We start from the raw sequence: 18,505 nt of genomic DNA, 5'->3' as shown, positions 1-18,505 counted from the left end.
CATGGCGGGGCATGGGACGCAGGTTGAGCCGACAGTGTATCCGGGCACACGTATCCTAATGGGTATGTTGACCGTTTCCATAGTCATACCCGCCTGGAATGAGGAAGAACGCATTGAAGACTGCCTCCTGAACGCCACCAGGCAGAGCCAGGCACCCAAGGAGGTGCTGGTAGTCGACAACCACTCCACGGACGCAACGGCCTCCATCGTCCAGCAATTCATCGACCAGCACCCTGACCAGCATGTCAAGCTCCTCCACCAGGACAGCGAACAGGGGCTGATCCCCACCCGCAATTACGGACTTGACCGGGCCACCGGCGACGTGCTGGGCCGGATCGACGCCGACTGCATGCTGCGACCCAACTGGGTCGAGGTGGTCTCCGGCATCTTCACCAGAGACCCCAAGGCCATGGGCGCCACCGGTCCAGTGGCCTACTATGACATGCCAGGCAAGAAGATCGGGCTCAAGGGCGACAATACCATCCGCCGGGCCATCTACCGGGCCGATGACGGGCAATACCTGCTCTACGGCTCCAACATGGCCCTGCGCGCCACGGCCTGGCGAGCCATACGCAACCAGGTCTGCAGGGACAAGGAGGACATCATGCACGAGGATGTCGATATCTCCCTGCACCTGATCGACCAAGGGTTCAAGACGGTCTACTGCAAGGACATGAACGTGGGCATCAGCGCCCGCCGGATGGACACTTCCTTCACATCCTTCCGCCACTACATGCAGCGCTTCAAGAACACCTTCGACGCCCACCCGCAGCACACCAGGGAGCAGAAGCCCGAACACACCCTCTACGCCATCTACCCGATCCTTCGAGCCTTCTACCCCGTCTACCAGAAGTACCTGGAATCCGCCGACATCAACCCTGCGGAACGTGTCTGGATCCGCGAACAGATGGAGCTCTTCCACCGACGCGACCAGGAGCTGGACCAGGAGGACCACTGACCTGCGGACGGCACACCAGGCTTGCCTGGTCCATAGGGGGCGGGTATCATGGGCACGTTCGCCCCCGTCGTCTAACGGTTAGGACACCAGACTTTCAATCTGACAGCGAGAGTTCGACTCTCTCCGGGGGTACAAATCACTGCGAAAGCAATCAAACCTGTTGCCATCATTAGGCCAGCCTGAATCGTCCTCGCCAGCCACGAGCGACAACTGCATCTGATGGGCACCTACCGGAGGGAATCCAAAGCCGGATATAACCGCCGGAACCGGTTGTAACCGGCATCGTACACATGGCGGTTTGCGTCGTCAGGTGAATAGACCCGTCCAACAAGATTCGCTTCCACCAGCTCCTCCAAGGCCTGCAGATCGGGCCGGGAAGACGAACCTGTCCGTTTGCCAACGGAGACCAGCTCTGCCAGGGCCACTGCAGGCATGAGATGGGCATCGTCAAGCACCTGAACGGTCGCGTCAAGGATATCCGCCAGCATCTGGCACCACTGGGGTTCACGGGTGCCACCACCAATCAGAGTGACGCGTTCGATAGGCGTGCCCATCAGGTCAAGCCCCTGGCGAATCGAATAGGACACGCCCTCCAGCGCCGCTCGGGCAAGATCGCAGGCCTCGGTCTCGGAAGAAATACCGATATAGGCTCCGCGGATCGAGGGGTTCATCATCGGGAAGCGCTCCCCCACCAGATAGGGCAGGCAAATCACACCACGCGCTCCCGCCGGGCTGGATTCCAACAAGTGCCCCATGCGTCGATAGGGGTCGTCGTCGCCCTCGGTCGGACCGCCCCCCGCAAAGACTCCAGTGGCCCAAGCATGCACGTTGCCTGCATTGAGGAATGGCACCGTGTTGATGATGCTGTCTGTACCCAGATAGGCCAGATTGACCATTCCAGGGCGGTCAGTTACAGCCCGGTCCGTCACTGTGGCAATCCACCCGGATGTGCCCAAATTGATATTGAACTGACCAGGATGGAACACCCCGCCGGCCAAGGTGGATGCCCCGGTATCCCCCATTCCCGCGAAGACCGTGGTTCCCGGAGCAAACCCCGTGGCAGCGGATGCGCCCGGCGTGCTGGTGCCAACGCCTTCCCATGGCCAATGGAGTTCCGGGAAGATCGCGGCATCCACGCCTGCTGCCTCCAGGATGTCCCTTCTCCACGTCCGCGAGCGCAGATCCATGGCACCTGCCGTCGAACAGGCCGTCACATCGCCGCAATAGACACCGGTCAGCCACCAAATCAGATAATCCTTGGCATCGATGAGCACATGGCGAACCTGGGCATACCGGTCCGGCTGATGTCTGGACATCCACATCAGCTTGGATACAGGCAGGGACCCATCGCACGGGTTGCCCACGTGGGCGCGGAAGGATTCAGCCCCATAGGTTTCAGTCAGCTCAGCAGACTCTTCTTGAGCCCTGCCGTCCGCATACAGGATCGCCGGCCCGACTGGCTGCCCCTGTGCATCCAGGGCGATCAGGTCCTGCATCTGCCCACTCATGATGATGCCGGTGACCTGGTCGCTCCTGAAGTGCTTGATGCTCCGCCCGGCCCTGGCCAAAAGGTCACGGGACACCTCGATGAAGGCCTGCAACCAATCCTCGGGATTCTGTTCGATACGCCCGTCACCTGTGTCAATCGGCAGGAGACCGCTGGATGCACACGCCCTGACAGAACCCTGGTCATCCACAAGAACGGCCTTGACCTGCGTGGTCCCCACGTCAAATGCGGCTGTATAGGTCATACCGGCCATCCTAGGCTTTCCCGACTTTCCGAAGGTTGGCATGATCCCGTATGTGGACCGACACAGTTACCCCTGGGCTCCTGACCAGTCCACCACTGCTTCGACATTGTTCCCGTCCGGGTCCAAGACGAAAGCCGAATAGTACCCGGGATGATAATCTCGCAGCCCTGGAGCACCATTGTCACGGCCACCGGCAGCGAGCGCCTCCCTGTAGAAGGCATCCACCATTGCAGCATCGGCGGCCCTGAAAGCTATGTGGGTCACCGGCGAGCCGGCCCCGTCCTCGCTCGGTGTCAGATAAAAGTCCGAGTGGGCCCCATCATCCTCTGCACCGAACCCAATGGTGGGCTCATGGTGGGCCTTGGCCACGTACCCCAATGGCGCCAGGGCTTTGCTGTAGAAATCGATGGAAGCCTGGATCTCCCGAACCTTCAGCGTCAGATGATCGATCATGCCCGTAATTCTAGGTGAATCATCAACCAATGAGGGCAGACCACCCGGAATGATCTTCCCTCGTGCCGCTCGATGCCGAGGATCGCCGAACGCAACCCTCAAGGCTATATTTCAGATGTACTGGCCGCCGGGCAGGTGCATGAAGTCCTCCACCTTGTTCCATTTGACCGGATATCCTGCTCCATGGGCACAGAAGACCGAGTCAGGTGTGTTCTCCAGGTCGGACTCGGGGTCGTAACCGATGGAATCCACAAGAACATCCTGGTCCTGGCAGGGACGATACCCGTTGAAGAAACAGGTCAGATGTCCACGGCCATGAGTGTAGGTGCTGACCTCGATGGCATAATCACGCATCTGTGATACCGGCGCATCCCCTTCCAGTTCGACAGTATCCCCGTCTGCCTGCGGCTCCGAGAAACCGCCCTTCATCCGGTAGATGTCCGACATGGCCCTGCCCAAATTCCCCTGAGGAATGGTGAGTCTGAAATGGTACCAGGGCTCCAGCAGAATATTGCGGGCTTTCATCAGCCCCTGCCGGACGGCCCGGTAGGTGGCCTGGCGGAAGTCCCCGCCTTCGGTGTGCTTGATATGCCCGCGGCCGTCCAGCAGGGTGATGCGCATATCGGTGATGGGCGACCCCGTCAGAACGCCCAGATGCTCCTTCTCCGCCAGGTGGGTCATGATGAGCCGCTGCCAGTTCCCTTCCAGGCGATCCAGACTGCATGTCGACGCAAAACTGAGACCGCTGCCCGGCTCCGTAGGTTCCAGGAGCAGGTGAACTTCGGCGTAGTGGCGGAGGGGCTCGAAATGTCCGACTCCTTCGACGGGGGCAGCAATGGTCTCCCTATAGAGAATCCCGCCCTGGCTGAAGGAGACCTGCATGCCGAACCGCCGCTCCAACTCCTCCTGAATCACCTCCAACTGAACCTGGCCCATGATACGTAGGTGGATCTCCTGGAGCCGTTCCTGCCAGACCACATGCAGGAGGGGATCCTCATCCTCCAGGATGCGCAAGGCGCTCAACAAGTGGTGCGGGTCCACCCCTTCGGCAGCCACTGCATAGGACAGCACCGGCTCCAGTACAGGAATCAGGTCCTTCCGCTCGCACCCAAGCCCCTGCCCCGGACGTGTCAGGTCAAGGCCGGTTGCCGCCACGATGCTTCCGGCCTGGGCGCAGTCCGTCAACGTGTAAGAAGCTCCCGAATAGACACGAAGCTGATCAACCGTCTCCCTGGTCTCAACGTGTCCGTTCCTCCCCATATCTCCGGCTGTCCCGTACGCCTCCGCAACAGAACCCGACGCTTTGCCGGCGCCATCTCCATGACGCAGTCCGGTGGTCAAAGAGGATTTGACCGGCAGGTCGCCACCGGTCACCTTGAGCCAGGTCAACCTGGCACCCTTGTCATCATGCGACACCTTAAACACTCTTGCGCCGAACTGCTTGTCGTACACAGGCGAAAGGGTGTACCGCCCCAGCCCCTCCAGGAGGGCGTCGACCCCGTCCAGGCGCAGGGCAGACCCAAGGAAACATGGGAAGAGACGGCGACCTACGACCAGCCTTGCCAGACTCTCATCCGATATATCCTCGGTCTTGAGGTACTCGTCCATGACATCCTCGTCAAGCAGGGCCACATCCTCCATATCGCCATGTTCAAGTCCACGGCTCAAATCGAAGCAGCCTGGAGACCACCGCTGCTTGCAGCTTTCAAGAATGCGGGAGGCATCAGCTCCAGGGGCATCCAACTTGTTGACGAAAATGAAGGTGGGTACCCCGTAGCGTGCCAGAAGTCGCCAGAGCGTGTCGACATACCCCTCCAATCCAGCTGTGGCATCGACGACCAGAAGGGCATAATCCAAGACCGACAGGACCCGCTCCATCTCGGCCGAGAAATCCACATGGCCGGGTGTATCGATGAGGGTCAGGTCGACATCGTGATAGGTCAGCCGGGCTGGCTTGGAGAAGATGGTGATGCCCCGCTGCCGCTCCAGATCGTTGGTGTCCAGATAGGCATCGCCATGGTCCACCCTGCCCAGACGGCGAATTTCCCCTCCCCGGTAGAGCATGGCCTCCGAGAGCGTGGTCTTGCCGGCGTCCACATGGGCCAGCATCCCCACCACTATCCTCTTGACCATCGGGGCCTCCCTCGCTCTTCATGCCTATGCGCAACTCTACGGTCAGTCTGCCGAAACCTGATAAGTCAGGTCGTGAATGGCCCGGCCGGCCCGAATCCCCTTGCGCTCGAAGTTGGTTACGATTCTGCCTTCGAACCGCTCCGACTCCATGAACATGGCATGAGGCAGGGATTTGGCCTGATCAGCCGTCCCCTTGCCGACATGCCGGGTGGGCAGACTGACTGGCAAAGTGCCCAGGTTTGTGAATTTCGGATTGCCATCCATCACCTCATGCACATGCAGGGCATAATCCTCGATGTCGGTTGCGATTCGCCAGATGCCGCCTTGCACCAAGCACTTCGCCAGATCTCCAGCCAGAGCCGGCTGGACCAGACGACGCTTGTGGTGCTTCATCTTGGGCCAGGGGTCGGGGAAGAAGGTCCAGACTTCCTTGATCAGTCCAGGATCCATCCGGGCCAGAAGGTCCGGGGCGTTGACCTGGGCAAGCCGCAGATTATGCAGGTCGGATTTACCGGCCATCAGCATGGTATGGGCCAACCCCGGCTGATAGACCTCCAGGGCCAGGTAGTTCCGATCGGGGTGCTCCCGGGCGCTGGCCACGACGTTCTCCCCCTGGCCGGATCCGATCTCGACGATCAGCGGCGCATCCCGTCCCCAAGCCGACCTGACCATTGCAGCATCACAACGCAGATCCCCGGCAACCGTCAATGAACCCTCAGCCTGGCCCAAATCGAGCAGGTATCTGGGGGAATACTGAGCCCAAGCCCTCGCCAGCCGGTCGTTCAGCTTCTCGGACCGCCTCACATAGGAGACGATTGACCTCATGGGGGCCTTGCTCTGTCTTTCTGCACTCATCACAGCTCATATATATCCTAGGAAGCGGATACAAGCGGGTACAAGAGTCACATGTGCCCGTGATATACTCAATCTAGAACAAAAAACAACAAAAGATTGCAAAACCGAACAAGCTCGTACGTCCGGTTTCGACAGGAAAGGCATGCAGATGTCAGTTTTGGTTACAGGCGGCTGCGGATACATCGGCGCCCATGTGGTCCACGCCCTGCAGGAGGCCGGCAAGGAGGTCGTCGTGGTCGACGACCTGAGTTATGGCAAGCCCAGCCGGATCGGCGATGCCCGTCTCTACGGCGCCGACGTGGCCGCACCGGGGGCCGACCAGCGTCTGGCTGAGATCATCAAGGAGAACAAGGTCGACTCGGTCATCCACTTCGCAGCCCGCAAGCAGGTGGGCGAGTCGGTGGAGAAGCCCATCTGGTACTACCGGCAGAACCTGAACGGCATGATCAACGTCCTGTCGGCCATGGCAAAGACCGATGCCAAGAAGCTGGTCTTCTCCAGCTCGGCAGCAACCTACGGCGAGCCTCCGGTCGACGTGGTCCCCGAGGATGTGCAGCCCATGGTCCCCATCAACCCCTACGGCCAGACCAAGTTGGTCGGCGAGTGGATGGCCCGGGCCTGCGAGCAGCCTTACGGCATCCGCTTCTGCGCCCTGCGCTACTTCAACGTGGCCGGCTGCGGGCCGGTCAGCCTGGAGGACCCGGCTGTCCTCAACCTGATCCCCATGCTCTTCGACAGGCTGCGGCAGGGCAAGGCACCCGCCATCTTCGGCGACGATTACCCCACCCCCGACGGCACCTGCGTGCGCGACTACATCCACGTCTCCGATCTGGCAGACGCCCACATCGCCGCCCTGGACTATCTGGACCGCGACCAACGCCGCTACGATGCCTTCAACGTAGGCACTGGCCAGGGCACATCCGTTCGCCAGATCGTGAACGAGGTCAAGAAAGTGACGGGTCTGCCCTTCACCGAGGCCATCAAGCCCCGCCGCGCCGGCGACCCGCCGCACCTGATCGGCGACCCCACCCGGATCAACACCGAGATGGGCTGGCATGCCAAGTATGGCGTCGAAGAGATCGTCGAATCAGCTTGGAAGGCATGGCAGGCCAACCCCGCCCACCACATCGACACCGATGGCTGGCAGCAGCAGGACTAGGCAGCGACGCGCCGGGGCTTGCATTCCTCCGGCGCTCATGTAAACTTTCCTCTTGGCTGTTCGAGCAGCCTCGGCTCCGTAGCTCAGTTGGTTAGAGCGCCGCCCTGTCACGGCGGAGGTCACCGGTTCAAGTCCGGCCGGAGTCGCTGGGAATGGTCTGGCCCGGTTTGTCCGGGTCTTTTCGACTGTTCATGGCTCTGTAGCTCAGTTGGTAGAGCGAGCGACTGAAAATCGCTAGGTCAACGGTTCGATCCCGCTCGGAGCCACCAGCCATTAAGCCCCTGAGATTCGTGAGGAATCCAGGGGCTTAATTGATATTTGCCATTCATCCATCGTTCAGGACAGTTGACGCACCACCCAGTCGACGATGTATGGCGCGGTGTGCTCGATCTGATCGATGGCCACCTCGAACTCATGGGGGCCACCATACCAGGGGTCCACCAGGTCGATTTGGCTCTCCCGGCCCGGCGCCGGCCTGGGCAGATCCGGGTCGAAGCTACGGTACAGATGTACGGCGGATCGCTTGCCTGAGGGCAGCAGACGCAGCAAGGCGCGCATATGGTCGGCCGTCATGGGCAGCAGCAGGTCGGCGTCTTCGGCCTCCTCCCGGGTGATCCGGTGGGCGAAGTGGTCAACCGGCACCTCATAGCCCCGCTCGCGCAGAACCTTCTGGGCACGCCGATCTATAGGGTTGCCGAACTCCTCGTCGCTGACCCCACTGGATTCCACTCTGACCCGATCCTCATCCAGTCCGCGATCTTGGAAGAACTTGCGCAGGATGACCTCAGCCATTGGTGACCGGCAGATGTTGCCGGTGCAGACGGTCATGACGTTGTAGGGACCCTGCAAGGCCTTTCCTTCAGAATCCTGGCCCATCAACGTACCTTCCCAAAGGTGACGTACCGGAACCGCGGGATGGCGGCCGCCTGGTCCGGTTTGGCAGGGGTCATCCACTGGGTCTTGTCGCGCACCTGCCAGAACCGCTTGCTGACCAGCTCCTCCATATCGGGCACAAAGACGTCGGCCGGAGTCTGCAGGTCCAGGTCGGTCACGTAGGCTGCATCAGCCAGCGGAAAGAAGGTACTGAAGACCCCCGCACCGCCGATGACCCAGATTTCACTACGATCCATCCCATCGTCGGGAATGGCTTCCTGCCTGGCCAGCTCCAGGGCATCATCGGCCGCGGATACCACAGTGGCGCCTGGTGCCCGGAACCCTGGGTCACTGGACAGAATGATGTTGTCCCTCTTGGGCAGGGGCCGCTCCCCCATGGAGACCCAGGTCCGCCGCCCCATGATGACAGGATGGGATACGGTCAGCTCCTTGAAATGCCGCATGTCCTCACTCAGATGCCAGGGCAGGGCATTGTGGTAACCGATGGCGCCGCGCCGGCCGTCGGTGGCCCGTGCCTGCGCCCAGATCATATTCACCGATGAGCGGCGGCCTATCTCTTCTTCCTGATGCCGCCATTCCTCATCGCCTAGAAGCCCGGCCTGACCGGGCTCGGGTTCGTGATAGCCGCTTCGACTATTGTCATGCTCCATCTGTTGTGTTCACTCCTCATAGTGAGTAGATATACGAGTACATTCTAATCTTCGGATCCGACGGTGCCCGTATTAGGCTCAGCGCACCATCAGACCGCCACAGGGGCCTTGATGGCGGGGTGGCATTGATAGTCCACCACCTCGAAGTCTTCGTACTGATAGGAGAAGATGGAGTCGGCCTTGCGGATGCGCATGGTCGGGTAAGGGTAAGGCTTGCGCGACAGCTGCTCCAGAACCTGCTCCACATGGTTGTCGTAGATGTGGCAGTCGCCGCCGGTCCAGACGAACTCCCCAGGCTCAAGGCCTGCCTGCTGGGCCATCATCAGGGTCAGCAGGGCGTAGGAGGCGATGTTGAAAGGCACCCCCAGGAACATGTCGCAGGAGCGCTGATAGAGCTGGCAACTCAGCCTGCCATCGGCCACATAGAACTGGAAGAGCGCATGACAGGGCGGCAGGGCCATGCTGTCAATCTGGGCTGGATTCCAAGCGGTGACGAGCATTCGACGGGAGTCCGGGTGGGTGCGTATCAGATCCAGCACCTTGGCGATCTGGTCGATGGTGTGATGGGGGTCCTCTGGGGTCGGAGCGGGCCAGCTGCGCCACTGGACCCCATAGACCGGACCCAGATCCCCGGTTTCCGGGTCGGCCCATTCATCCCAGATATGCACGCGGTTCTCCTGCAGCCAACGCACATTCTGCGATCCCTTCAGGAACCAAAGCAGCTCGTAGGCGATGCCGCGGAAGTAGACCTTCTTGGTGGTGATCAACGGGAAGGAATGCGACAGGTCGAAGCGCATCTGCCGCCCGAACAGGGATATGGTCCCTGTGCCCGTCCTGTCGGACTTCAGGGTGCCCTCGCGCAGGATGGTGCGCACCAGGTCCTCGTAGGGGGTGGGGATGTCAGAGTTGGGACGCTCGGGGATGCGTGTACGGATGCGTTGCAGTTCTTCGGAAGTCAAGGCCATGCGGCCATACTATCAAGTCCTCGGTCAGCTGAGCGCGCCCCGGTGACGAATCGCCGAGTCCGGGTTAGATTGGAGGAGCAGGTCCGGCCACAGGGTCGGATCCGAATGACGCACCCAGCCGGGTGTGGACAAGGAGGAACAGATGGGCAAGAGACTTTGGGTCGAACGCGACGAGGACGGCACCTGGAACGCCTATGGCGACAACGGTGCCCACATCACCTTCGGCAAGGGCGAGGATCAGTTCAACCCCGGCGACCTGATGAAGATCGCTCTGGCCGCCTGCGGAGCCCTTTCCAGTCAATTCGCCGTGGAGAGCGCCCTGGGCAAGGGCAAGGGGGCGAAAATCGTGGTGGACGGCACCTATGACGCCGACGATGACGCTTACCTGAGCTTCGACGAGCAGGTGGACGTCGATGCCACTTCGGCCAGGCTGGCCCAGGATGATGCAGACAAGCTGGAGGAGCGGGTCCGTCGCCATATCGCCAAGTCCTGCACCGTGGCACACACCTATCAGCGGGAGACCCCGGTAAGGATCTCCGTCAAGGTTCGCCACTGATCCGACAACAGTGAAGGGGCGGGGACCCCGAGGTTCATGGAACTTCGTGGGTCCCCGCACATTGCCCTTACTCCTTGTGTTCGGGGTCGATGGTCGACTCCAGGTCAGCCAGCTGCTCGGGCTTGGCCGAATCCACAGAGACCTGCTCCACGCCGGTGATCTCAGCCACGTCAGTGCTTTCGGCAGCTTCGGCTGCAGCCTTGAGCCCGGACTCCTCGGCCTCCACGTACTTGCGCGGCACCACATAGACAGGACTGACGGCATGCTGCAGGAGCCCCTGGCTGGTCGATCCCAGCAAGAGTCCGGTGAAGCCGCCGCGGCCACGCGAGCCGACCACAACCACGTCGTGTGTCTTGCTGGCCTGGGTCAGGGCCTCCACAGCCGACCCCGGCACCACGGTCTTGTTGATGCGCAGATCGGGATAGGTCTTCATGAGCGGAGTGATTCGGGTATTGAGGTCATCCAGGTAGGAGTCCATGACGCTGCGCTCCTCGGCCGAACCCGTGCCGGTCAGTCCGGAGATATTGGGCACAGCCGACATGACATCCAGTTCTGCATTCCAGCTGTCGGCGAAGGCGGCGGCGATCTGCAGGGCCTTGAGCCCCCACTTGGACTCGTCGGAACCCACGGCGACCCGCTTGATGTCGTTGCTCAGATGCATCAGTTTGCCGTCGTCGTCGGTATAAGGAACGACCACGATAGGGCAGTAGGCATAGGCGGGCAGGCTGGAGCTTGTGGTGCCCAGCAAACGCTCAGCCAGGCCGCCCTTGCCCCGGTTTCCGATGACAATCAACCGGTAGTTGCGGCTCAGTTCCACGAAGACCGATGAAGGATCCCCTGTCACAATCAGTGTGGCTGCACCGACACCTTGCTCATCGGCGATGGCCTTGGCCTTGGAGAGAATCTCCTGGGCGTCGTTGTGAGCCGCAACGTCGTCTCCCATGGTGGTGTAGGTCGCATCGAAGGAGACGGCCGCATACGAGGGAAGGGAATATGCGCAGACGATTTGCAGGGTCAACCCTGCATGCTTAGCGTAGTTGGCGGCCCACCACGCCGCCTTGTAGCTGGCGTCCGAGCCATCGACGCCTACCAGAACAGCCTTGTCGTTGCTCATCCGACGACCTCCTTTAAACTTGGCGATGACAAACCGACATCGCTCTTTCTGTCAGAATATCGCATGCAGTCCTGATCAATAAGTTGACAAGGGCCAACACGCGAGGAACTTCGACGCTGAATATGCAAAACGCCCCCGTAGGGGCGTTGAACCTGCATAACAACTATGCCTTAGACCAGACGACGATACTCGAAATCCCGATAAAGCTTCTGAACTGTTACGGTCCGACCGGGACGCGGGGCATGAATCATGCGGCCACCGCCGACATAAATGCCCACATGACTACCATCAGAGGTCACCAGCAGGTCGCCAGGAGCAGGATCCGTGACCGGTACACCCACTGAACGTTGCGCATCGGCCGTGCGGGGCAGGCTGATGCCGAAGTGGGCGAACACATACTGGGTGAATCCAGAGCAATCGAAGCCCTTGGCTGGATCGGTCCCGCCAAACACATAAGGAATCCCCTGGAACTGAAGGGCGTAGTTGACCACATCGGCACCCGTGCCGGAGACCGGCGCATCAACGACTGTGCTGGTGGTGCTGGCGCGAGCAGCCGAACGACTGACCTGCTGTGCGGACTGACGCCGGCTGGATGATGCAACCTGGGCCTGCTCCTGCGCCTGCTCCTGGGCCTGCTGGGCCCTGGCTTCAGCATCCTTCTCGGCCTGAGACTTGGTGGCAGGAACGTTCAAAGACTCAATGCCACCCCAGCTGCTGTCCTTTTCGACGGTGGTAGCCGTCGACTCGGTCAACAGGTCGGCACGCACCTTGCTGCCGGGGGTGAATGAACGCGACGAAGTAACTACGGCTTCACTGCCGTCACTGGCCTGGGCCACGGCGGGTATACCGATGGAAAGCATGCCACAGATTGTGGCAGCTGCCATCATGCTCACATACTTGCGTGTTTTTTTCATCGGACACAATTCTATCACGTATCGGGAACAAGAACCAGCTATATACGGATATGATCCGCACAGCCAGGAATCAGTACCGGATTCAGTAGTGGATGTAGCTGAAAGCGTGCACATTGGACAGGGTGCGAGAGTAGGTCTTTCCGTTCATGACTGCACCACATTCTGAGGTGACGATGGAGCCGTCGGGATTGATCTTCTCGACGATGGCCACATGGCCGTAGGTGGAATCCGAACCCTCCTGGCCGGCCTGGAAGACCACGATATCGCCGACATTGCGCGGCGTGTTGTCCACCCAATAGCCCAGGGAACGGGCAGAGCCGGACCAATCCTTGGCATTGCCCATGTGTGAGCCCACCGGCAAACCCAGCTGGTGACGCCGGACGTAGGCCCACCAGGTGCACTGGCTGAACTCGTAGACATTGCCCGCATCCCCAGTGGCATGGTTGGGATTGAACCCTGAAGGCAGGACCGATCGGTTGGCATCCATCAGCACAGCCACGACCGGATTGTTGGCCAGGGATTTGGACATCTGTCCGGCATCGAGTTCGGATTCGCCCAGCTCCCAGCTGCCCTCATTGCGTTGAGAAGCCGTCGGCAGGGGCTGACGGTAATCAGAGCGGGAGACCCTTGCACCACCATTTGCGTCAGAGGAGCCGGCAGAGGAGGAGGGGGTGACCAAATTGATTGCGACACTGTCGGCCAAAGGCAGGGACCAGTCGTTGCGAGCCTGATTGACCGCCATAGAGGAAGCGGCAGCACCGACCAGGACAGTCAGGGCCGAACCGGTCATGATGTGGGAGCGACGGGCTGAGGCCTTGGCCGCCAGACGAATGGAACGACGGGTTCGAGGGGCCACCTCGTTGAGCTTGGCCGCCAGGGCATCATCAAGACCCTCAATGCCCTCTGCCTGGGTTACGCCTGACGATCGGCCGGTCGACCAACTGCCGACACCTGCGCCTCGCTTGGCCGAAGCCCTGTGCGCAGCATGCTTCATCTAGAATCACTCCCGTTTATGTTCCGACGCGACTTTCGTGCCGTATCACGAACCATCACAAGGGAACACCATAACGCAAGTGAGAACCCGGGCCAAATAACCTGGATTGTCCATACTGGTGTACTCAAGCATGGCTTCGGTGGTCGCTCATCTTCGACAACCACGGAATACGCTAGGATTATACGGACATGAGGCGGACATGAGCAAACCGGCATGCGTGCCGACCGCCACGGCGTGTCCCCCGGTTTTGAACCCCGCCTGGTCCACCCTGAGCGAACCAGGCTCACACGAAGTCAAACCGGGGTCGAAGCCAGGAGGAAGGACCCGCCAGCCTCGTCGGAATCTTCAGGCATGGTGATGTCGACACGACCATCCTCGGAGGGAATGAAGAGGGCCTGTCCCTGGTCCAGCAGGCAGGATTGGTCGGCGGCCGCACAACGGATCCGCCCATCAGTGCAGACGATGATGCGCGGTCCCCTGCGGGGAATCATCAGGTGGCGAGGCCCCAGACGCTCTATCAGATCCCCATAGCGCTGCTGAAGCCTGTTGAGCAGGGGCCAGGTGGCGCCACCCTCCTCCACATGCCCGTAGACCAGCATGTACTCGTTGATCTTGGGCCGGTAGGTCACCATATTGTGCATGATCAGGGTGGCGATCATGGAGCTGGACGGATCGATGGGGGCTGAAGGCTGGCAGTCCAGGCTGCGCAGGAGGTTGGGAATGTCCCGATGCTTGGGGGTCATGCCGGCCCTGAGCACATTGTCGGAGTTGGTCATGATCTCTGCCGCAGTGCCATGGATGTATGCATGAGGAGTCCCGGCGGGGATATAGACAGAATCACCTTCCTCCAGGTCCACGGGATTGAGCATGAGCAAGCAGAGCACGGCGGGGTCATCCGGAAAGGCCCGGGCCGCACACAGGGCATGGTCCAACACAGATCCCGCCCGCCTGGAACGCAGCCGCCCGGCAGCAGCCTCCAAGGCTTCCTCCAGGCCTCGGGCCGCCTCTGGCTCGGCAGTCACGGCGGCGTGGAAGGCCCGGAAGATACGTCGGCGGGAATCCGGCCAGATCAAGGAGGAGACCGGCATCATGGCATCCGCCGAAGCGAAGCGGGCCGGAGGGACCCCTAGGTGGAAGGTGCGGGCGGTCAGCGCCTCGGTCATCAGCTCGGCCAGGGGGTGATCCACGGCGCGCAGGAGGGTCAGCTGCGTGGAGATGGTCGCGAAGCCTACACAGGCCTGGAAGGGCTCCAGGGCCACCACCATCTCGTTCTTGGCCAGACTGTCGTGAAAGGAGCGGCTGGGATCGTCGTCAGGCACCCCCAGGGCATTCTCACGGTTGAAACCGGCACGGGCCTCGAAATCCAGCGGATGCACCTGCAGGGACAGGGGAATGCGGGCCGAGATGATCTTGAACAGGTAGGGCAGGGTGGGACCGAAGAGACGGGAGTCACGCTCCCCCAGCATGGCCATGGGATTGCGGCGTATGGCCTCGGTCAGCGGCATGAGCGAGCCGTCGGGCAGGGTCAGGGGCGAGGGGGATTCGGTGTGCCCGCTGAACCACATCTCCGCCAAGGTATCCCCCTGGCATCCCTCCGGCTCATGCAAATGGAACATGCGCTGCAGTCGGTCATGTGAGCCCCAGGCGTAGTGCTTCTCCACAGCTTGGATCGGATACACGCACTCCCCTTTCCACGGGAAATCCCTCCATGGGCCGGTGCATACGAACCCACCAATCTCCGTCATAATATGACACGGGCCGAAGCCTGGGCAAGGCGTGGGGGTCACCGCATGTCATTGCAAACGGTACAGTGGGGGTATGAAGCTGGCTCCCATTTTCGACCCGGATGCCCGAAGGCCATCGCCTCGGCCCGTGCAGGTGGACCTGCGACGCATCTTCCTGCTCGGCACTGGCGCCTGGATTCTGGCCCTGGCCGTGGTGGGCATTCTGGCCCTGACCGGAATGACGGTCACCAAGCCTCTGATTGTCTGCCTGTCCGGGATAGGCGTGGGCATCCTGCTGATGATCTGGGAGCATTTCAATCGCTGGGATTATCGCCGCCTTGCCCAGCAACCGGACCCTGAGCCAGAGGAAGCATCAGCGTAAATGTGCTCCCCTCTCCCGGCGCACTCCAGACCGTGACCGAGCCATGGTGGGTCAGGGCCACATGCTTGACGATGGCCAGTCCCAGGCCAATGCCCACGGCAGTCTCCTCGCTCTGGTTGTCGGCGCGGTAGAAACGCTCGAAGATCCTGCCCTGGTCGGCCTTGGATATGCCTCGGCCGTGATCGACCACCCTGATGATTCCGTAGTGCCCATCCTTGGAGGCCTGTGCCACCAGGGAGACTGTAGAGCCTGAAGACGAATAGGAGATGGCGTTCTCCACCAACTTGGCCAGGGCCACTCTGATCTGCTGCCCGTCGCCATGAATCGTCAGCGGCTGGTCGCATCGCCACCGCAGGGTCACATGAGCCTGGTCGGCTCTATCCTGCTCCCCCTGCACCACTGCACGTATCTGTTCAGCCACATCAAGCACGTTCTCCCTGCTGGGTCTGATCCGCTCCTGAGCCCGTATCAGCAGAAGGAGATCCTTGAGAACATGCCCCAGATAGGCACTGTAACGCTGGACCGAGGAGGCATCCTTGGAGACGCTGCGCAGGTGGCTGCGAAGCAGATCCGGATCATCACCCTCCAGATGGGAAGTGGTTTTCAGCTGCGCCGCCAACTCCTCCAGGGCCTGGACCGGCTTGAGCATCTGTTCGGATACATTGGTCATGAAAGCATCCCTGGTCCGAACGAACCTGACCGAATCGCTCACATCATCGATAAGCACCACCACCAAGGACCGGTCGATGCGACCCAGGGTGATCTTGAGCCAGTTCCTTCTGGACACCGCCTGGGCCTGGACACGGGTCGCATCCCCGGGATCCTCGGTCTGGTCAATCTCCCAATCATCGGATTCCGTGCTCTCAGCCGCGGCATCCAAGGCGAATTCAGTTGGCGTTCGCGTGATCAGATTAAAGCTGCGTCGACCGCCCGAGCGGCGCACCTGTGCGATGGCTTCGATGATCTTCGGATTGGAGATCTCGTCGTTGCTGACGATTCCCAGCCTGTAGGCATCCGGGCTGGAACGAACGACTTCGTCATCGCCATCGACCACAACCGTGGCGGCGGGGATAAGCGCCAGCAAGGCCTGGGTCGGTCCCTCCAAAGCCTCGCCATCGGCCTGTCCACCATCCTTGCTCCGGTTGCCCATAAGGCTGCGTAGGCGGTCCATGAACCGTCTCATAAGGACTTCCCTCCAGTCCGGCGCCGACTCCGGACGCTGCGACATCAACCAAGTCTTATCGGCAGTTCCGGCTTTATTCTCGCATATCCGACATTGATTGGCTTCAATGGCCCGACATTCTTCGGTTCTGGCTTTTTCTTGCCATCCTGGTCACATAGACTGGAGTCATATCGTTGACCGAGGCCGAAAGGGAAGAACAATGCGCGTGATTTTCAACGAAGAGCTGGGGCTGGTGGCCGACGATCTCGATCGGATGGCCGCCAAGGTCCGCGATGCCATCAAAAAAGCCGGGCGTTCCCTGATGGACAGCGATGTAGAGACGGCCCAGGAAGTCATCGATGGGGATGCCGATATAGACAACCTACAGGCCAGCATCATCGATCAATGCATCAGGCTCCTGGCCAAGCAGAGCCCCGTGGCCACCGATTTGCGGGTGGTGGTCTCCACGCTGAGCCTGTCAGCCACCTTTGAACGCATGGGAGACCTGGCCAGGCACATCGCCGAGACGGCAAGGCGCTCCTACCCCGAACCGACCCTGCCCGAGGAGGTCATCCCCCTGTTCAAGCAGATGCAGGACTTTCTGGACGTCATGGCCGATCGTCTGGTCGAGATGCTCTCCGACAGGGACACGACCATAGCAGAGCAGATCATCGTCAGCGATGACCAGATGGACAAGCTCCACCAGCAGACATTCGGCTACGCGCTCTCAGACGACTGGAAGGGAACCAGGCAGCAACTGATCGACCTGGTCCTGGTGGCGCGGTTCATGGAGCGTCTGGGCGACCATGGCGTTTCGGCGGCCCGGCGCGTGGTCTATATCGTCTCAGGCTTCGACCCCTCCAAGGATCCCAAGGACCTCGACCTCGATCTGGACTGAACGGGCAGCAACTGTGCGGCTCGTCACCCGACAATTGGTCGGGGGACGGGCCATTTTTTACTTCTCCGACCGCCAGGAATGAATATGAAAGGCGGTGCCTTCCGCATAAGAGAAGACACCGCCCAATCAGCTTGGATGCTCTGCATCCAAATGTCCGATTCACATCATCGGATGAATCAATCCGGAGGATCTCACTTCTGGCCCTGGGCCGCCACAGCAGCAGCACCGGCGGCGGCTGCCTCCGGATCCAGGTACTCGCCGCGGGGCTTGATGGGCTTGAAGTCCTCATCCAGCTCGTAGACCAGGGGAATGGCCGTGGGGATGTTGACCTTGGCGATCTCGTCCTCAGTCAGGTTGTCGAGCATCTTGACGATGGCCCTCAAGGAGTTGCCGTGGGCGGCGATCAGGACGGTCTTGCCGGTCTTGAGCTCCGGGACAATATCGCTCTCCCAGTAAGGGGTGACGCGCTTGACCACGTTGGCCAGTGCCTCGGCACGGGGCACGGGGGCTCCGGCATACCGAGGATCATGGGACTGCGAGTATTCGTCGTCAGGGTCGATCTCGGGCGGCGGGGTGGCGTAGGAGCGACGCCAGAGCATGAACTTCTCGTCGCCGTACTTCTCACGGATCTCGGTCTTGTTCTTGCCCTGCAGTGCTCCGTAGTGACGCTCGTTCAGCCTCCAGTCGCGCTTGACCGGGATCCAAAGGCGGTCAGCCTCGTCCAAGGCGATGTTGGCGGTGTTGATGGCGCGGCGCAGCAGTGAGGTAAAGACGATGTCCGGCAGAACACCCTTATCCTTGAGCAGCTTGCCGCCCCTGCGGGCCTCCTGCTCGCCCTGCTCGGTCAGCGGGACGTCCACCCAGCCGGTGAACTGATTGGTGTTGTTCCATGCGCTCTGGCCGTGCCTGAGCAATACTAGTTTGTAGGTCATAGTCAAAATTC

Annotated in this window: 18 protein-coding genes and 3 tRNA genes; 8 read left to right on the top strand and 13 right to left on the bottom strand. The window is 60.9% G+C overall.

All coding sequences use genetic code 11. The annotated features are described in order from the left end of the window. Positions 1 to 64: 64 nt before the first annotated feature. Both H3U90_RS05700 and H3U90_RS05695 read left to right on the top strand, forming a co-directional pair. A complete protein-coding gene (locus H3U90_RS05700; protein ID WP_045935657.1) occupies positions 65 to 958 on the top strand; it encodes a glycosyltransferase in 894 nt (297 codons plus the stop codon). A 60-nt stretch (positions 959 to 1,018) separates the two neighbouring features. Continuing rightward, a tRNA-Glu gene (locus tag H3U90_RS05695) sits at positions 1,019 to 1,090 on the top strand. Between the two features lie 95 nt (positions 1,091 to 1,185). Here H3U90_RS05695 and H3U90_RS05690 read toward each other — a convergent pair. The 4 genes from H3U90_RS05690 to trmB form a co-directional block, all read right to left on the bottom strand. Then, positions 1,186 to 2,709 (bottom strand): xylulokinase, encoded by a 1,524-nt coding sequence (locus tag H3U90_RS05690; RefSeq protein ID WP_415873743.1) that lies wholly within the window; start codon positions 2,707 to 2,709, stop codon positions 1,186 to 1,188. 66 nt (positions 2,710 to 2,775) lie between these two features. Beyond that, a complete protein-coding gene (locus H3U90_RS05685) occupies positions 2,776 to 3,162 on the bottom strand; it encodes a VOC family protein (protein ID WP_198177374.1) in 387 nt (128 codons plus the stop codon). A 111-nt stretch (positions 3,163 to 3,273) separates the two neighbouring features. Then, on the bottom strand, positions 3,274 to 5,295 hold the full coding sequence (locus H3U90_RS05680) for an elongation factor G (protein ID WP_198177373.1): 2,022 nt from the start codon (positions 5,293 to 5,295) through the stop codon (positions 3,274 to 3,276). A gap of 42 nt (positions 5,296 to 5,337) precedes the next feature. Then, the gene (gene trmB / locus H3U90_RS05675) at positions 5,338 to 6,150 is read right to left on the bottom strand and encodes a tRNA (guanosine(46)-N7)-methyltransferase TrmB (RefSeq protein ID WP_198177372.1); all 813 of its coding nucleotides are present in this window, start codon (positions 6,148 to 6,150) and stop codon (positions 5,338 to 5,340) included. A gap of 148 nt (positions 6,151 to 6,298) precedes the next feature. Between trmB and galE the strand changes: the two genes are divergently transcribed. The 3 genes from galE to H3U90_RS05660 all read left to right on the top strand — a co-directional run bounded on the left by galE (position 6,299) and on the right by H3U90_RS05660 (position 7,578). Next, the gene (gene galE, locus H3U90_RS05670) at positions 6,299 to 7,309 is read left to right on the top strand and encodes a UDP-glucose 4-epimerase GalE (protein WP_198177371.1); all 1,011 of its coding nucleotides are present in this window, start codon (positions 6,299 to 6,301) and stop codon (positions 7,307 to 7,309) included. A gap of 72 nt (positions 7,310 to 7,381) precedes the next feature. Then, positions 7,382 to 7,455: transfer RNA gene (locus tag H3U90_RS05665), tRNA-Asp, on the top strand. Positions 7,456 to 7,502: 47 nt separating this feature from the next. Next, a tRNA-Phe gene (locus H3U90_RS05660) sits at positions 7,503 to 7,578 on the top strand. 67 nt (positions 7,579 to 7,645) lie between these two features. Here H3U90_RS05660 and H3U90_RS05655 read toward each other — a convergent pair. The 3 genes from H3U90_RS05655 to H3U90_RS05645 all read right to left on the bottom strand — a co-directional run bounded on the left by H3U90_RS05655 (position 7,646) and on the right by H3U90_RS05645 (position 9,818). Next, positions 7,646 to 8,185: a low molecular weight protein-tyrosine-phosphatase gene (locus H3U90_RS05655; protein WP_198177370.1), complete on the bottom strand. Its 540-nt coding sequence runs from the start codon at positions 8,183 to 8,185 to the stop codon at positions 7,646 to 7,648. After that, positions 8,185 to 8,853, bottom strand: a complete 669-nt coding sequence (locus H3U90_RS05650; protein WP_198177369.1) for a dihydrofolate reductase — start codon at positions 8,851 to 8,853, stop codon at positions 8,185 to 8,187. Before H3U90_RS05650 ends, H3U90_RS05655 begins: the two co-directional genes overlap by 1 nt. A gap of 89 nt (positions 8,854 to 8,942) precedes the next feature. Next, the gene (locus H3U90_RS05645; RefSeq protein WP_198177368.1) at positions 8,943 to 9,818 is read right to left on the bottom strand and encodes a thymidylate synthase; all 876 of its coding nucleotides are present in this window, start codon (positions 9,816 to 9,818) and stop codon (positions 8,943 to 8,945) included. A gap of 142 nt (positions 9,819 to 9,960) precedes the next feature. Here H3U90_RS05645 and H3U90_RS05640 point away from each other — a divergent pair, with 142 nt between their 5' ends. Beyond that, positions 9,961 to 10,374, top strand: a complete 414-nt coding sequence (locus tag H3U90_RS05640) for an OsmC family protein (RefSeq protein WP_198177367.1) — start codon at positions 9,961 to 9,963, stop codon at positions 10,372 to 10,374. A gap of 67 nt (positions 10,375 to 10,441) precedes the next feature. Here the strand turns inward: H3U90_RS05640 and H3U90_RS05635 are convergent, their stop codons facing one another. The 4 genes from H3U90_RS05635 to manA all read right to left on the bottom strand — a co-directional run bounded on the left by H3U90_RS05635 (position 10,442) and on the right by manA (position 15,075). Continuing rightward, entirely contained in the window at positions 10,442 to 11,488 is a 1,047-nt protein-coding gene (locus H3U90_RS05635) for a universal stress protein (RefSeq protein ID WP_198177366.1), read from the bottom strand. A gap of 170 nt (positions 11,489 to 11,658) precedes the next feature. Beyond that, positions 11,659 to 12,402 carry a C40 family peptidase gene (locus H3U90_RS05630; RefSeq protein WP_198177365.1) on the bottom strand — a complete coding sequence of 248 codons (744 nt, stop codon included), beginning with the start codon at positions 12,400 to 12,402 and terminating at the stop codon, positions 11,659 to 11,661. Positions 12,403 to 12,484: 82 nt separating this feature from the next. After that, the gene (locus tag H3U90_RS05625; RefSeq protein WP_198177364.1) at positions 12,485 to 13,396 is read right to left on the bottom strand and encodes a CHAP domain-containing protein; all 912 of its coding nucleotides are present in this window, start codon (positions 13,394 to 13,396) and stop codon (positions 12,485 to 12,487) included. 293 nt (positions 13,397 to 13,689) lie between these two features. Then, on the bottom strand, positions 13,690 to 15,075 hold the full coding sequence (gene manA, locus H3U90_RS05620; RefSeq protein WP_198177363.1) for a mannose-6-phosphate isomerase, class I: 1,386 nt from the start codon (positions 15,073 to 15,075) through the stop codon (positions 13,690 to 13,692). 139 nt (positions 15,076 to 15,214) lie between these two features. Here manA and H3U90_RS05615 point away from each other — a divergent pair, with 139 nt between their 5' ends. Then, the gene (locus H3U90_RS05615) at positions 15,215 to 15,502 is read left to right on the top strand and encodes a DUF2530 domain-containing protein (protein ID WP_198177362.1); all 288 of its coding nucleotides are present in this window, start codon (positions 15,215 to 15,217) and stop codon (positions 15,500 to 15,502) included. On the opposite strand, the gene H3U90_RS05610 is transcribed toward H3U90_RS05615, so the two are convergent. Next, on the bottom strand, positions 15,435 to 16,730 hold the full coding sequence (locus tag H3U90_RS05610; RefSeq protein WP_232341301.1) for a sensor histidine kinase: 1,296 nt from the start codon (positions 16,728 to 16,730) through the stop codon (positions 15,435 to 15,437). The two genes, H3U90_RS05615 and H3U90_RS05610, sit on opposite strands and share 68 nt — an antisense overlap. Positions 16,731 to 16,884: 154 nt before the next feature. Between H3U90_RS05610 and phoU the strand changes: the two genes are divergently transcribed. Continuing rightward, positions 16,885 to 17,562, top strand: a complete 678-nt coding sequence (gene phoU / locus H3U90_RS05605) for a phosphate signaling complex protein PhoU (RefSeq protein ID WP_198177361.1) — start codon at positions 16,885 to 16,887, stop codon at positions 17,560 to 17,562. A gap of 191 nt (positions 17,563 to 17,753) precedes the next feature. On the opposite strand, the gene H3U90_RS05600 is transcribed toward phoU, so the two are convergent. Then, a complete protein-coding gene (locus H3U90_RS05600) occupies positions 17,754 to 18,494 on the bottom strand; it encodes a phosphoglyceromutase (protein WP_198177360.1) in 741 nt (246 codons plus the stop codon). Positions 18,495 to 18,505 lie beyond the last annotated feature (11 nt).

The organism is Bifidobacterium sp. W8103 (assembly GCF_016100775.1).
Classification (GTDB): Bacteria; Actinomycetota; Actinomycetes; order Actinomycetales; family Bifidobacteriaceae; genus Bombiscardovia; species Bombiscardovia choladohabitans.
The sequence above is the reverse complement of the archived record's forward strand: the minus strand, read 5'-3'. Positions and strand labels throughout refer to the sequence as shown.